Raw genomic sequence first — 14,568 nt, forward strand, 5'->3', positions numbered from 1 at the left:
GGACGCGAAACGATGAACCATCGGGACAAGGTGCGGACCATGGGGAAACGGGCCAAGGAAGCGGCCCACGAGATGGCCAAGGCCGGGGACGCCGTCAAGAGGGATTTCCTGGAAGGGACGGCGAAACGGCTGGAATCCGAGCGGCGCCGCATCGCGGAAGCCAACGACCGGGACATCGAGTCCGGCCGTGAAAAGGGGCTCCCAGACCCGAAACTGGACCGGCTCCGGCTTTCCGACAAGGTTCTGAATGAAATGATGGAGGGCCTTCGGGAAGTCGCTTTGCTTCCCGACCCCGTGGGCCGAGTGACTTCCATGTGGACGCGGCCGAACGGATTGAGGGTCGGGCGGATGCGGATACCGTTGGGGGTGGTGGGCATCATCTACGAGTCGCGACCCAATGTGACGGTGGACGCCGCGGCGCTCTGCATCAAGGCGGGAAACGCCGTGATCCTTCGAGGCGGCTCGGAAGCGTTCCATTCCAACCAGTGCCTGGCAGCGATTCTCCGAGAATCGCTCCGCGCCGCCGGACTTCCGGAAGCGGCGATCCAGGTCATGGAAACCACGGAACGGGAAGCGGTCCTGGAAATGCTCCAGCTGGAAGACTGCATCGACGTAATGATCCCGAGGGGCGGCGAGGAACTGATCCGGTTCGTAGCGGCCAACGCTCGAATGCCCGTCCTCAAGCACTACAAGGGCGTGTGCCACATCTACGTGGATGAAGACGCCGATCCCGACATGGCGGAGGCGCTCTGTATCAACGCCAAGGTCCAGCGTCCCGCCGTCTGCAACGCCATGGAAACGCTTTTGGTGCACCAAAGGATCGCACCGGAGTTTCTGCCACGGATGGCCGAAGCCTTTCGGCGCCGCGGAGTGGAACTTCGCGGCTGCCCCGAAACCTGTCGCATCGTTCCCGAATGTCGGCGGGCCGAAGAAGAAGACTGGAGCGCCGAATACCTGGACCTTATCCTGGCGGTTCGAGTCGTTCCGGACATGGATGCGGCCATCGCTCACATCGCTCGGTATGGATCCAACCATACGGAAGCCATCGTGACCCGAAACTACGAGCGGGCCCACCGATTCGTGCAGGAGGTTCAGTCTTCGCTGGTCATGGTGAATGCGTCCACGCGTTTCAACGACGGGTATCAGCTGGGTCTGGGCGCCGAGATCGGCATATCCACTTCGCGGCTTCACGCTTTCGGTCCCATGGGCGTCGAGGAACTCACCACTACCAAGTTCGTCGCTTTCGGCAACGGCCAGGTGCGGGTGTGAGGACCATAAGCGCTAAGTTGTTTTGGCCGGTATCGACTGGAAAAATGAACATTGAACATTGAACATTGAACGTCCAACATCGAATGCTGAATGAGAAATGAACATCGAACGTCCAACGTCGAATGGTGAATGAGAAATGAACATCGAACATCGAACGTCCAACGTCGAATGGTGAATGAGAAATGAACATCGAACATCGAACGTCCAACATCGAATGCTGAATGAGAAATGAACATCGAACATCGAACGTCCAACATCGAATGCTGAATGAGAAATGAACATCGAACATCGAACATCCAACATCGAATGGTGAATGGGAAATGAACATCGAACATCGAACGTCCAACATCGAATGGTGAATGGGAAATGAACATCGAACATCGAACGTCCAACATCGAATGGTGAATGGGAAATGAACATCGAACATCGAACATTGAACGTCCAACGTCGAATGCTGAATGGGAAAAAAGGAACTTAGGGAGACCCAGAGATGGTTAAAACTTATTCAGTGTGTACCACTAATCAAAAAACCCAAACTACCCGTCGTTCCCAAGCTGGAGCTTGGGAACGAGAAGCAAACAACCCAACGGCATAAATGCAACCCGGTTTTTTTCATTCGATGTTCAACGTTCGATGTTCAACGTTCGATGTTCAACGTTCGATGTTCAACGTTCGATGTTCGATGTTCGATGTTCGATGTTCGATGTTCGATGTTCGATGTTCGATGTTCGATGTTCGATGTTCGATGTTCGATGTTCGATGTTCAACGTTCGATGTTCGACGTTCATCTTTAAAAACAACCCAATGGCATAAATGCAACCCGTGAATGCTTACAAAATAACTTAGCGCTTATGGGTGTGAGGACCGATGGAACTCGAGCGATTCCGCCGGCTGGGCGTCTTGGGGGGAACCTTCAACCCGATCCACCTGGGACACCTCAGGGGTGCGGAAGAAGCCCTGGAGTTGCTGCAATTGGATCTCTGCCTTTTTGTCCCGGCCTGGATTCCTCCTCACAAGACAGATGAAACGGTCACCTCTTTCAAGCACCGACTACGCATGTTGGAACTGGCCGTGGAGGGCCATCCCCGCTTTCGGGTATCCGACCTGGAGGAGCGCCTCGGGGGGAAGTCCTACACCGTGAGGACCCTGGAGGCCATCCGAAGGGAAGTTCCAGCGCGGGCAAGGCTGTTTTTCCTGGTGGGTTCCGACGCTTTTTTTGACATTCACACCTGGTGGCACTACCGGGAGATCTTTCGCCTCGCGTCGGTGGGCGTGCTCCGCCGGCCGGGACACGACGAAGGCCGCGTCGAAGAGTATCTGCGGCGCCACATCGACACCGCTTGCCTTTGGAACGACGATTTCCGGCGTTTTCAAACTTCGATGTGCCAGCCCATCCACTTTCTGCAAACCACGCACTTGGATATCGCCTCGTCGGACATCCGACGAAGGCTCCGAAACGGAAACTCCATAAGATATCTGGTCCCCAGGGAGGTCCTGGATTATATTCAAAGAGAAAACATTTACGGGATTCCCGGGGAGGCAACCCGTGACTGAGGGCGGCGGGGGGTAGGTACGTGAAGAAAGGTGCCGTGAAGGAATTGCAACTGAGTGCACTTCAGAAGGCAGTCTTGTGCGCACGGGAAGCGGAAGAGCGCAAGGCGTTGAACATAGTGCTGCTGGATGTTTCGCAGCTCACTTCGTTTGCCGATTATTTCGTGATCTGCAGCGGGAAGTCGAGCCGCCAAGTACAGGGAATCGCTGATCATCTGGAAGGGTGTCTCCGGGAAGCCGGCATCCGGCCGTTGGGCATGGAAGGCCTCAAGGAGGGCCAGTGGGTTCTCCTGGATTACGGAGAAGTCATCGTCCACATCTTCTATGACCCGGTCCGAGGGTTCTATGACCTGGAAAGCCTGTGGGCGGATGCCAGAACGGTGCACCTGGAAGGACAGGACATGCCGCAGCTTGACCGGGATGTCGTGAAACAGTGAGGTCCACCATGCCAGCGTGGAGTGACGTTCGAAGGGCTCTGGTCGTTTTTTTGGCCTTCGCCGTGCTGTGGACGGGATCCGTCGTTCCGGCCCAGGGGCTGAGTCTGAGCGAGGAAAAGATCCTCGGCCGAAAGCTTTTGAACGCCATCCGCCAATACCATCGGCTGATCGACGACGGCGAGATCGTGAGCTATGTCCGGTCCGTGGGCCGTCGTATCACGGATCAGCTGCAGCCCAGCCACTACGACTACCATTTCTACGTGCTGGACGAATCCACGCCCAACGCCTTCGCCATTCCAGGCGGCTATGTTTTCGTCTTTCGGGGTCTGATAGAGATGATGGAATCGGAAGGGGAGCTGGCGGCGATTCTCTCCCACGAATTGGCGCACGTCCAGGCCCGCCACATCCACGAGCGATTAGAGAGGGGTAAAGTACTGAGCATTGCGACCTTGGCGGGTGCGGTCGCCGCAGCCTTCCTCGGCGCCCACAGCAATGCCGCCAGCGCCTTGGCAACGGGCGTCATGGCGGGGTCCACGAGCCTGGAACTGAAATACACTCGGGAGAATGAAGAAGAAGCGGATCGGCTGGGGTTCAGGTACCTATGCGCCGCAGGCTATCCACCGCAGGCCATGGTGTCGGTGATGGAAAAACTGGGGCGCGAGGGCTGGCGAGGCGATTCGCGCATTCCTTCGTACCTGCAGACGCACCCGGCGGTGAACGAGCGCGTCGATTACTTGAAGCAGATGGCCGAACGGATGGTCGAGACGTCGCCGCCGCGCCCGACGCGGGATCCCAATGGGGATTTTGTGCTGGTGCAGGCGGCCCTCATCAGCGCTTATGGGGATCCACAGGTGGCTGGTGATCAGTTAGCCGCCTGGCGGATGAAAGCCGGAACCGAACGCCGGGCGGCTTCCCATTACGGAATGGGGCGCTTGCACCTTCGCACGGGCCGCCTTGAACCCGCTCTAGCCGAGCTGCGGCAAGCCGCCGCGTTGAAGCCCCAAAGCCCCCTGGTGCTAAGCAGTTTGGGTGAAGCCTACTACAGAACGGGAAGGCTCACGGAGGCCGAAAATGCCCTTCTGGGAGCCCTCGCGCTGGATCCGGAATCAGCCATCGCCCATTTCCGGCTGGCACTCGTCCTGGAAGAACAGGGAAAAATCGAACAGGCACTGGACCATCTCAGACAGGCCGACACGCTGGCGCCCCTTTACCCGGAAATCGACTACCACCTGGGAGTCCTCTTCGGGCGGATCGACCAGCTGGGAGCGGCCCACTTTCACCTGGGCCGGTATTACATGGCTCGGAGCGACCGGCGTCTGGCCTCGTTCCACTACGAAAAGGCAAAGGAACTTCTGCCCGCGGGCGACGAACGCCTCGAAGACATCGAAGAAATTCTGGAAACCCTGAAAGGCAGAAAGAAGTCCCCTCAGGCCGCCTTCTTCGAAGAACGTTCAGCACCTTTCTTCGGAAACACCCGCTCGCTTGGGCCGCCGGTGCGATTCCAACGAAGGTGACACACGGAAACCCGCCGTTCGCCCGGGCCGGCCTCTCGGTGCCCTGAATCGTCCAGGGTTCCCCCTCGAAGGATACCGGACCCCGCCCTCGGTTTGCCCCTTGACGAATTTCCGAAAAGGGTGCTACAGAACCCGCTTACGCGGATAAGCGAGTGACCCGTAACACAATACAATAACTTGAAAACAGGATGAGCGGGATCGGTTGCCGGGAGGTGGAGATGAAAATATTGGTGAGTGACAATCTGGCGGAAGCGGGGGTGGAAAAGCTTCAAAGCATACCCGACTTCGAGGTGGAAGTGAACACAAGCCTCACCCACGAAGAATTGCGCCAGGTCATCAAGGAATACGACGCGCTGGTGATCCGAAGCGCGACAAAAGTCACCGCCGACATCATCGAGGCGGCCGAACGGCTCAAGGTGATCGCCCGGGCCGGCATCGGGCTCGACAATGTGGATATCGCCGCGGCCACCAAGCACGGGATTGTGGTGATGAACACACCCGAGGGCAACGTGATCACCACCGCCGAGCACACCATTGCGATGCTTCTCGCGCTGAGCCGAAACATCCCGCAGGCGACCTACTCCCTCAAGTCTGGAAAGTGGGAAAAGAAGCGTTTCCGCGGAAAAGAGGTTTTCAACAAGACCCTCGGCATCATCGGCATCGGACGGATCGGCCGAGTGGTGGCGGACCGGGCCAAGGGCCTCAAGATGAACGTCATCGCCTACGATCCCTACATCGGTTCCGACTACGTGAACAAGCTGGGTGTGGAGGCGGTCACTTTCGACGAACTGCTCCAACGCGCCGATTATATCTCCGTGCACACGCCCATCACCCAGGAGACACGGAACCTACTGAACGCGGAAGCCTTCGCCCGGATGAAGCGGGGCGTTTTCGTCATCAACTGTGCCCGCGGCGGCATCGTGAACGAACAGGACCTCTACGACGCCATTCAATCGGGGATCGTCGCCGGCGCGGCTCTGGACGTCTTCACCCAGGAACCGCCGAAAGACAACCCCTTGCTGACCCTCGAAAAGGTGATCGGAACCCCGCACCTGGGTGCTTCCACGGACGAGGCTCAGGAAAACGTCGCCGTGGCCGTGGCCGACCAGGTGATCGATTACCTGCTGAACGGGACCATTCGAAACGCCGTAAACGCTCCGACCATCGACGGAGAAGTCCTCGCGAACCTCAGGCCGTATCTCACCCTGGCCGAACGCCTTGGCAGCCTGGTGCAGCAGCTCACCCGGGGACCCATGAGCCAGATCACCATCGAGTACGTGGGGGAAGTGTGCAACCTGGACACACGGCCTCTTACCATCTCTGTTCTGAAGGGACTGCTCAGCCCGATCCTGGGAGACCAAGTGAACTTCGTCAACGCTCCGGTGCTGGCCAGAGAACGAGACATCAAGGTCACCGAAACCATGCGGGGGGAAGCTGAAGACTTCACCAATCTCATCAGCGTTCAGCTGAAGACCCAGGAGGAAGAAAACCTGGTGGCCGGGACCATCTTCGGAAAGAGGGATCCCCGGTTGGTCCGCATCAACGATTTCAGGTTGGAAGCCGCCATCGAGGGCCACCTGGTGCTCATTTACAATATCGACACGCCGGGAACCATCGGGGCCATCGGAACGTGCCTGGGACGCCATAGCATCAACATTTCCATGATGGATGTGGGACAGGTGCTGGAACGCGGCCAGAACATCATATTGCTTCGAACGGACACGCCCGTTCCTCCCCCGGTGGTCCAGGAACTCCTGGCCATGGAAAATGTCAACGTGGTTCAAGTCCTGGAACTGTAGCTTTCGGGGAGGGTGGTCGTGGAGGAAAAAGAAGACAAAGGCTTTGTTGTAAGAGATCGGCGCCGGATAGTGATCGAGGATACGCCGCCGGAAGAGGAGACGCAAAGGACCGAAACGCAAGGGGGCACACCGCCGCGGGAAGATAGACGGCCTGAACCCGGGGTGAGCTCGGAAGCCCGGTCCGAGGCAACGGCGGCCGAGTCCAAGCCCTTTCCGGAGGTCACGTTTTCCACCTTCGTGTTCTCGCTGAGCTCTTCAGCGCTGGTTCACTTGGGGGAAGTACCCGACCCTTCCACCAACCGGCTGGAGCAGGATCTGGCCCTGGCGAAGCAGATCATCGACACGCTTGGGATGCTTGAAGAAAAGACCAGGGGCAACCTGGAGCCCGATGAAGACCGGCTGCTCAAGAACGTGCTCTACGATCTGCGCCTGCGATATGTTCAGAAGCGCAAGGGCTGACAGGGTGGAATGTCGCCTTGAAGGTCTCCACGGCCGCGCCGGCCAAAATCAATCTGTGGCTCGACGTACTCGGGAAGCGCCCCGACGGTTACCATGAAATCTCCACGCTCATGCTGCCGCTGAAGGACGTCTGTGACCGGGTGGATGTGGAACTCAAAGAAGCCGGGTTCACCGTGCGGTGCGACCACCCAAAGGTACCGGCGGACGACGAAAATATCGCGCTGAAGGCGGCGCGCGCCTATTTCGAAGTCGCGGGCTGGACCGGAGGCGCTTATGTCCGGATCGCCAAGAACATTCCGGTGGCGGCGGGGTTGGGAGGCGGAAGTTCCGACGCAGGGGCGGTCCTCCGCCTCCTGAACCGCCTTTCCACGCGTCCTCTTCCCGAACCGGAACTCAGGGGACTGGCCGCCCGGCTGGGCGCAGACGTCCCCTTTTTTATCACACCCCGCCCCGCCTTGGCGACTGGAATCGGCGAGAAACTGCAGCCGGTCGAAGGGCTCCCGGAATACCCGGTGCTGCTTGTGAAACCGCCCGTATCCGTTTCCACCGCTTGGGTTTACGGGAGAATAAAGTTGACAAGGGGTACCCGTCGCATTAGAATCCCTACGCTGTCGGCTCGCCCCTGGGACCTTACCGCCGTTATGGAAAACGACCTGGAGCCCGTCGCTCTGGAAGCGTTTCCCGTAGTGGGGCACATCATGGGCTGGCTGTTGGGGCGTGCGGGAGTCAGGGGCGTCCGGATGAGCGGGAGCGGGCCGACGGTGTTTGCCATCTTTAGAAGTTTCGAGGACGCGGAAAAGGCAGGGTTCGAGGCCCGGAACGCTTGGCCGGAGTGCTGGGTGCGGGTGAGTCGGACATGCGCAGCGTCCGATTTTCTTTCTGGCTAGGGTTGCGAGATTCTTGGGGTGTCGCCAAGCGGTAAGGCACGGGTCTTTGGAACCCGCACTCGGAGGTTCGAATCCTCCCACCCCAGCCAGCCATACGGTTCGGCGCGACGATCGATTCACGGCCGTTGGCTACGAACCAGGGGCAGCCGGGATGCGGTATGCGGGACCGACTCAAGGTGTTCAGCGGGCGCTCCAATCCAGGATTGGCAAAGGGAATCTGCGAGATCCTTGGGATTGAGCTGGGCGCGGCCCTGGTGGATTGCTTTTCGGACGGCGAAATCCGGGTCGAGATCCATGAAAATGTGAGGGGCAGAGACGTTTTCGTCGTCCAATCGACCTGTTATCCGGTCAATCTGCACCTTGTGGAAACACTGCTCATGGTGGACGCCCTGAAGAGGGCGTCGGCACGGCGCATCAACGTGGTGATGCCCTATTACGGCTACGGGCGCCGGGATCAGAAGGACAAACCCCGGGTGTCCATAACGGCCAAGATGGTGGCCAACCTGATGAGCACGGCAGGAGCGGACCGTTTGATTTCTTTCGATCTGCACGCTGGACAGATTCAGGGGTTCTTCAAAATCCCGGTGGACGATGTGCCGAGTCTGCCGGTTCTGGCCGAAGATTTCAAGGCCCGCATGCACGGCGACGAAGTGGTGGTGGCACCCGACGCGGAGGGGGTGCGGCGGGTGCGTGCCTTCGCCGAACGGCTGGACCTCCCGCTGGCCATCATTCACCGGACGGATCCCGACGAGGGACGGTCCAGCACGGTGGTCGGAAGTGTGAAGCATCGCAGGGTGGTGATCCTGGACGACATGGTGGACACGGGCAGAACGGTCTGCGAGGCGGCTTGGACGGCCCGGCGCGAAGGGGCGACAACCATCGAGTCCTACTGTGTCCACCCGGTGCTGTCCGCAGGGTCCGTGGAAATGGTGGACCGGTCGCCGCTGGACACGGTAACGGTTACCGACACCATTCCGACCGTTCAGAAGACGAAGGAGAGCGCTAAGTTTCGCGTGGTGAGCGTTGCGCCGATACTGGCTGAGGTGATCAAGCGCGTGCACGATGAGGTTTCCATCAGCTGTCTTTTCCTTTGACCGGACGCGTTCCCCGGATGCACGCCGGGGGATTTTCGTCGATAGCGGAGGCTTTGAAGCATGAACGTGGAGTTGACGGCGGTAGTGAGAACGGAGACGGGAAAGGGACCTGCGCGCAGATTGCGGGCTTCCGGCCAGGTGCCCGCCGTCTGTTACGGGCAGAAGCTGGATGCCCTGCCCATGGCCGTACCGGCCAACTTGTTGGAAAGGTATCTGCGGGAAGCGGGTCAGGAAACACACCTCATCAGCCTGGTAGTGGAAGACGGCGAAAAGACCCTCCGTAAAAAGGTGATGTTTAAAGAACTCCAGCGCCATCCCGTGAAGCGGCAGATCCTTCACGTGGATTTTCACGAAGTGGCGCTGGACCAAATGGTGGACGTGGACATTCCGGTGGAGCTCACGGGCGTTCCCGAAGGCGTCAAGATGGGCGGGATCATGACGCAGATGCGCCGGAGCATCGCCGTTCAGTGTCTGCCTTCGGAGATCCCGGACAAAATCAGCCTGGACGTGAGTTCCTTGCAAATCGGCGATTCCATACACGTGGCCGACCTGGTTGGCCGATACTCTTTTCGAATCGTGGACGAAGAGCGGTTTACGATCGTGACCGTGACGCCGCCGGAAACGGGCGCCGTTTCGGCAGGAGGGGAAGGTGAAGGACAAACAGAACAGCAAAGAGAGGAGGTGACAGCATCGTAGGCGTCGGGTTGGAAGATCCTCCGACTCCGCCGAGTGGTTCATGAGCCGCATCGCCTCCGAAAGGGATCAGGTCTGTGTCGTGATCGGACTGGGAAATCCGGGCCGGGAATACGAGCGGACACGGCACAACGCGGGCTTTTGGGTAGTGGACGAACTGGCTTCCCGGTTCAACGTCCCCATGCACCAGCGCAAAGTTCCGGCCTTGTGGGGATGGGGTTGGGTACGCGGGCGGAAGGCGCTGCTTGTGAAACCAACCACGTTCATGAACCGCAGCGGGGAAGCCGCCGCAACGATCGCCCGCTATCACGGTATCGGCGCGGAACAGATCTTGGTGGTCCACGATGATCTGGACCTTCCCCCGGGCCGGATCAAGGTAGCCCGAGGTGGAGGCGCCGGGGGACACAGGGGCGTCCAGTCGCTGATCCAGCATTTGGGGTGTAACGATTTCCATCGGTTGAAGCTGGGCATCGGAAGACCCCGCTTCGGGGAAACCGTGGAGGAATTTGTGTTGCGCCCGCCTTATGAGGATGAAGTCGAGGTTTTAAGGGAAGCGCTGTTCAGAGCGGCGGACGCGGCGGAGGTGATCCTGGAGGATGGGGTGGAGGCGGCCATGAACCGGTTCAACCGGCGGGTGGAGCCCGGAGGCACCGAGGATCTTCGAACGTAGCATTTTTTTTGCCATCTCAAGTTAATTTTTGCACAAAGTGAAGGAGGATGGGAGCGATGCTGGAATACGTAAACTACGCACCGTACTTTGGTCTGGGCGGGTTTGTTGTCGCTTTCTTGATCTATGGCTGGATCAAGAAGCAACCCAACGGCAATGAGCGCATGCAGGAACTGGAAGAAATGATCCATGTGGGCGCCATGGCCTTTCTCAAGACGGAATACTCGGTTCTCCTCATCTTCATCGTCGTGGTGTTCGGCCTCTTGTTCGTAGGGGTGAATCCCCAAACCGCTTACTGCTTCCTGGGCGGCGCGGCTTGTTCGATCCTGGCCGGCTATACCGGCATGACCGCCGCCACCCGCGCCAACTCCAGGACATCCTGGGCGGCCAATCAGTTCGGGCAGGCCAAGGCGCTGACGGTTTCTTACTTCGGCGGCGCGGTCATGGGTCTTTCCGTCGCCAGCCTGGGGCTTCTCGGCGTGGGCATAGCCTATTACATCTTCGGCGGTGATCCGCTCACCGCCAACTACATCAACGGCTTCGCCATGGGCGCCAGCTCCATCGCGCTCTTCGCACGCATGGGCGGCGGTATCTACACCAAGGCGGCCGACGTGGGGGCGGACCTGGTGGGCAAGGTCGAAGCGGGCATTCCGGAAGACGATCCCCGCAATCCCGGCGTTATCGCTGACAACGTAGGCGACAACGTGGGCGACATCGCCGGCATGGGTGCGGACATTTTCGAATCGTACGTAGGGGCGGTCATCGCGACGGTGGCCATCGCCGCGACCATGCCAGAGGACCTTCTGGCCGGTGCCGACCGGATGGCCTACATGGCCATGCCGCTTCTCACGGTCATGGGGGGCCTCATCGCCTCTTTCTTCGGCGTGTTCAGCCTCAAGGCCATGGCCGCCATGAAGCCGCAGGCGGCGCTGCGCTATACCACCTTTGTGGCAGCCATCGTCTTCATCGGGATCACCTACTACCTGACCAAACAGCTCGGCCTTCCCATCGGTGTGTTGTGGGCAGTGGTTTCCGGCCTCCTCGTCGGGATCGTGATCGGGCTTTTGGCCGAGTACTATACCTCCATGAGCCCGGTGCGGAAGATCGCCGCCCAGTCTGAAACCGGACCGGCGACGGTCATCATCGCCGGCCTGGCCGTGGGCATGGAAAGCGTGGCCCTTCCGGTGCTCGGCATCTGCGCAGCCACCTATATCGCCTACCTCGCGGCGGGCATTTACGGCATCGGCATTTCGGCCGTGGGCATGTTGGCTACCGTCGGCGCCACCATGACCGTTGACGCCTACGGCCCCATCGCCGACAACGCGGGCGGCATTTCGGAAATGGCGGAACTGGGACCGGAGACCCGCGCCATCACCGACAGCCTGGACGCACTCGGCAACACCACCGCCGCCATCGGCAAAGGCTTCGCTATCGGCGCCGCGGCTCTCACCGCCGTGGCCCTGTTCCAGGCCTACACCCAGGCGGCCGGCCTTGACATGATCAACATCACCAACCCGTACGTGATCATCGGGGCCTTCATCGGCGGCATCGTTCCTTTCCTGGTGGCCGCTCTCACCATGACCGCCGTGGGCGACGCCGCTTTTGACATGGTGGAAGAAATCCGCCGCCAGTTCCGTGAAATTCCGGGATTGATGGAGGGAACCGGCAAGCCCGACCCGGCCCGCTGCGTGGCCATCGCCACCAAAGGTGCCATCCGGAAGATGATGCTCCCCGGCGTCGTGGGTGTGGCGGTCCCCGTACTGGTCGGTTTCCTGATTGGAAAGAACGCTTTGGGCGGCATGCTTCTCGGTGCCACCGTCACCGGCGTGATGTTGGCGCTGTTTATGGCCAACAGCGGCGGTGCCTGGGATAACGCTAAGAAGTATATCGAGGCGGGCCACTTCGGCGGCAAGGGTTCCAACAACCACAAGGCGGCCGTCGTGGGCGACACCGTGGGCGATCCGTTCAAGGACACCTCCGGTCCGACCATGAACATCTTGATCAAGCTCATGTCCGTTATCTCGCTGGTTATCGCTCCGGTTCTTACCGTGATCGCAAGGTAAGAACGTACCTGAAGGCCGGCCCCCGCGCAGGGGCCGGCCTTTGTTCCCGATCTTCAGGTCCTCCAGGGGCCGTTTCCCCCATCGCCCATGGCCGCAGCCCACCCCCAGCTCCCTCCGTTTCGGACTTTGCAGATAGTCGCTGTGGTGCTAATATTCAAAAAATTAATTAGTTAGTTGGCTTTGCCTGGAGGCCGGTTGTTCGTGCCACCGAAGCCGGTCAGGCAAGCGCCGACCGGCGCGGCGACAACAGCTCGACCACCGAGGATGCACCGAATACCACTTGCCGCTTGACCGCAAGGCTCACTTCAGACGCTTCCACTCCGCGCGTTCTGCGCGGGGCAAGTCGTATTCGCTACGGGCCTTTTCGGGTGCCGGAGCTGTCTCGATCTTCATCGATGAAATCACCATCATCGCCGGCCGGCGGGAGGGCGACCGCGAGGGCCCCGCGTCGGAGCGCGCGACAGTGAAGGGCATCGTGTCACGAGGCAGGAGGTCGTGATGTTCAAAGTTGGTGACTTGGCGGTTTATCCCGCCCACGGGGTAGGGCGCATCGAATCCATCGAATCGAAGAAGATCGGCGGAAATCGCCAGGATTTTTATATCGTGCGCATTTTCGAAAACGACATGAAGATCATGATTCCCGTGCAGAATGCTGATACCGTGGGGCTTCGGCCCCTGATCGCCCCCGGAGACATTTCGGATGTTTACGAAATCCTGAAGAGTCGCGAGATTTCGGTCAACAGCGGGACATGGAACCGCCGATATCGCGAATACATGGAAAAAATCAAAACGGGCTCCATCTATGAACTTGCGGAAGTCCTCCGCGACCTGACCGTCCTCAAGGAAGACAAGGAACTGTCCTTCGGCGAGCGAAAGATGCTCGAAACCGCGCGTAATCTTTTGATCAAGGAACTGTCCGTCACGCGCGGTGTTGAAGAAGAGCAGATTTCCGAGGAAATCGACGACATTCTGCAGTAACATCGTTCGGTGCCCGCACCTTTTTTGCCGGCCGCCGAGAACGGCTCCCGTGCCGACCGCCGGGAAAGCGATCCATGACGCCACGGCGTCGTCGCCCGGGGACCGCAAGGAAAGGAGGTGAATCGTTTGGCTTGGGCCGGACTCATCGTCAAGATTCTTCTCATTGTCATCTGCAGCCTCGGCGGCTACCTCATCGCCGAGCAGTTGGAGGCACTTTCATTCTACCCTTGGGCCCCTTGGGGCGGAGTCCTGGTGGGCTTTTCTTTTGCCTTGGTCGCCCTTTTTCTGGTCAAGCTTATACGACGCATTCATATCAAGATTCTTTTCGGCGGAACCATCGGGCTCTTGGTGGGGCTTTCCATTGCGAAACTGATCAGCTTCGGCTTCACCGGGGTGGAAAACACCACCATCCGGGTGGCGACCTACGTGGTTTTGAGCTGCATCTTCGGGTACGTGGGCATGGTGCTCGGCAGTGTCAAGATCGAGGAACTGGGCTGGCCGTCCTGGCCGTGGCTCGGGAGGATTTCAGCGCGCACCTCGTCGGCCAAGATCCTGGATACCAGCGTCATCATCGACGGGCGCATCGCCGACATCGTGGAAGCCGGTTTTCTGGAAGGCACTCTGGTGGTGCCCGAATTCGTCCTGCAGGAACTGCAGCGCATTGCGGACAGCAACGATGCTACGCGGCGGGTGAGAGGCCGGCGCGGACTGGACATCCTCAAACGCATCCAGGAGGAAGGCCTGGCTCCGGTTCGTATCGAGCGGCAGGATTTCGAGAACCTGAGCGAAGTGGACGCGAAGATCGTGGCCTTGGCCCTGCGCATGAACGCCCATATCGTGACCAACGATTTCAACCTGGCCAAGGTGGCCGAAGTTCAGGGGATCCGGGTCCTGAACATCAATCAGCTCGCCAACGCCCTGAGGCCGGTGGTCCTTCCCGGTGAAGTGCTCCGCCTGCAGATTCTTAAAGAAGGAAAAGAGCAAGGTCAGGGCATCGCCTACCTGGAAGACGGCACCATGGTGGTCGTGGAGAACGCGAGTCGACTCCTGGGACAGGAAGTGGAGGTTTCCGTCACGAGCATTCTCCAGACGACGGCGGGGCGCATGATTTTCACGACCCTCAAGGGCTCCGAATCCGGAAGGCGGCACTGACCGGG

At 59.6% G+C, this 14,568-nt stretch carries 13 protein-coding genes and 1 tRNA gene; all 14 read left to right on the forward strand.

Features of this window, described 5'->3' with window-relative positions; translation table 11 throughout:
• Positions 1-12 precede the first annotated feature (12 nt).
• The 14 genes from FDQ92_RS05385 to FDQ92_RS05450 all read left to right on the forward strand — a co-directional run bounded on the left by FDQ92_RS05385 (position 13) and on the right by FDQ92_RS05450 (position 14,563).
• A complete protein-coding gene (locus tag FDQ92_RS05385; protein WP_137423631.1) occupies positions 13-1,269 on the forward strand; it encodes a glutamate-5-semialdehyde dehydrogenase in 1,257 nt (418 codons plus the stop codon).
• A gap of 867 nt (positions 1,270-2,136) precedes the next feature.
• The gene (nadD, locus tag FDQ92_RS05390) at positions 2,137-2,823 is read left to right on the forward strand and encodes a nicotinate-nucleotide adenylyltransferase (protein ID WP_137423632.1); all 687 of its coding nucleotides are present in this window, start codon (positions 2,137-2,139) and stop codon (positions 2,821-2,823) included.
• Positions 2,824-2,843: 20 nt separating this feature from the next.
• Entirely contained in the window at positions 2,844-3,257 is a 414-nt protein-coding gene (rsfS, locus tag FDQ92_RS05395) for a ribosome silencing factor (RefSeq protein WP_246041835.1), read from the forward strand.
• Positions 3,258-3,265: 8 nt separating this feature from the next.
• Complete coding sequence (locus tag FDQ92_RS05400) at positions 3,266-4,771, forward strand: M48 family metallopeptidase (protein WP_137423633.1); 1,506 nt, start codon at positions 3,266-3,268, stop codon at positions 4,769-4,771.
• Between the two features lie 218 nt (positions 4,772-4,989).
• Positions 4,990-6,570, forward strand: a complete 1,581-nt coding sequence (serA, locus tag FDQ92_RS05405; protein WP_137423634.1) for a phosphoglycerate dehydrogenase — start codon at positions 4,990-4,992, stop codon at positions 6,568-6,570.
• Positions 6,571-6,588: 18 nt separating this feature from the next.
• Positions 6,589-7,029, forward strand: a complete 441-nt coding sequence (locus FDQ92_RS05410) for a DUF1844 domain-containing protein (RefSeq protein ID WP_211341376.1) — start codon at positions 6,589-6,591, stop codon at positions 7,027-7,029.
• Between the two features lie 17 nt (positions 7,030-7,046).
• Complete coding sequence (locus FDQ92_RS05415; protein WP_170180205.1) at positions 7,047-7,916, forward strand: 4-(cytidine 5'-diphospho)-2-C-methyl-D-erythritol kinase; 870 nt, start codon at positions 7,047-7,049, stop codon at positions 7,914-7,916.
• Positions 7,917-7,930: 14 nt separating this feature from the next.
• Positions 7,931-8,005, forward strand: a tRNA-Gln gene (locus FDQ92_RS05420).
• 69 nt (positions 8,006-8,074) lie between these two features.
• On the forward strand, positions 8,075-9,010 hold the full coding sequence (locus FDQ92_RS05425) for a ribose-phosphate diphosphokinase (protein WP_137423636.1): 936 nt from the start codon (positions 8,075-8,077) through the stop codon (positions 9,008-9,010).
• 60 nt (positions 9,011-9,070) lie between these two features.
• Complete coding sequence (locus tag FDQ92_RS05430) at positions 9,071-9,706, forward strand: 50S ribosomal protein L25/general stress protein Ctc (RefSeq protein WP_137423637.1); 636 nt, start codon at positions 9,071-9,073, stop codon at positions 9,704-9,706.
• Between the two features lie 40 nt (positions 9,707-9,746).
• Positions 9,747-10,373: an aminoacyl-tRNA hydrolase gene (gene pth / locus FDQ92_RS05435; protein ID WP_137423638.1), complete on the forward strand. Its 627-nt coding sequence runs from the start codon at positions 9,747-9,749 to the stop codon at positions 10,371-10,373.
• A gap of 56 nt (positions 10,374-10,429) precedes the next feature.
• Entirely contained in the window at positions 10,430-12,433 is a 2,004-nt protein-coding gene (locus tag FDQ92_RS05440; RefSeq protein ID WP_246041836.1) for a sodium-translocating pyrophosphatase, read from the forward strand.
• A gap of 498 nt (positions 12,434-12,931) precedes the next feature.
• Positions 12,932-13,411 carry a CarD family transcriptional regulator gene (locus FDQ92_RS05445; protein ID WP_137423640.1) on the forward strand — a complete coding sequence of 160 codons (480 nt, stop codon included), beginning with the start codon at positions 12,932-12,934 and terminating at the stop codon, positions 13,409-13,411.
• A gap of 117 nt (positions 13,412-13,528) precedes the next feature.
• Complete coding sequence (locus tag FDQ92_RS05450; RefSeq protein ID WP_137423641.1) at positions 13,529-14,563, forward strand: PIN/TRAM domain-containing protein; 1,035 nt, start codon at positions 13,529-13,531, stop codon at positions 14,561-14,563.
• Positions 14,564-14,568 lie beyond the last annotated feature (5 nt).

The sequence above is a fragment of the Desulfoglaeba alkanexedens ALDC genome, from assembly GCF_005377625.1.
In the GTDB taxonomy this organism is placed as follows: Bacteria; Desulfobacterota; Syntrophobacteria; order Syntrophobacterales; family DSM-9756; genus Desulfoglaeba; species Desulfoglaeba alkanexedens.

Coding starts and splice junctions, on each gene's coding strand:
- FDQ92_RS05385 (WP_137423631.1), top strand. CDS start 13: ATGAACCATCGGGACAAGGTGCGGACCATGGGGAAACGGGCCAAGGAA.
- nadD (WP_137423632.1), top strand. CDS start 2,137: ATGGAACTCGAGCGATTCCGCCGGCTGGGCGTCTTGGGGGGAACCTTC.
- FDQ92_RS05400 (WP_137423633.1), top strand. CDS start 3,266: ATGCCAGCGTGGAGTGACGTTCGAAGGGCTCTGGTCGTTTTTTTGGCC.
- serA (WP_137423634.1), top strand. CDS start 4,990: ATGAAAATATTGGTGAGTGACAATCTGGCGGAAGCGGGGGTGGAAAAG.
- FDQ92_RS05425 (WP_137423636.1), top strand. CDS start 8,075: ATGCGGGACCGACTCAAGGTGTTCAGCGGGCGCTCCAATCCAGGATTG.
- FDQ92_RS05430 (WP_137423637.1), top strand. CDS start 9,071: ATGAACGTGGAGTTGACGGCGGTAGTGAGAACGGAGACGGGAAAGGGA.
- pth (WP_137423638.1), top strand. CDS start 9,747: ATGAGCCGCATCGCCTCCGAAAGGGATCAGGTCTGTGTCGTGATCGGA.
- FDQ92_RS05440 (WP_246041836.1), top strand. CDS start 10,430: ATGCTGGAATACGTAAACTACGCACCGTACTTTGGTCTGGGCGGGTTT.
- FDQ92_RS05445 (WP_137423640.1), top strand. CDS start 12,932: ATGTTCAAAGTTGGTGACTTGGCGGTTTATCCCGCCCACGGGGTAGGG.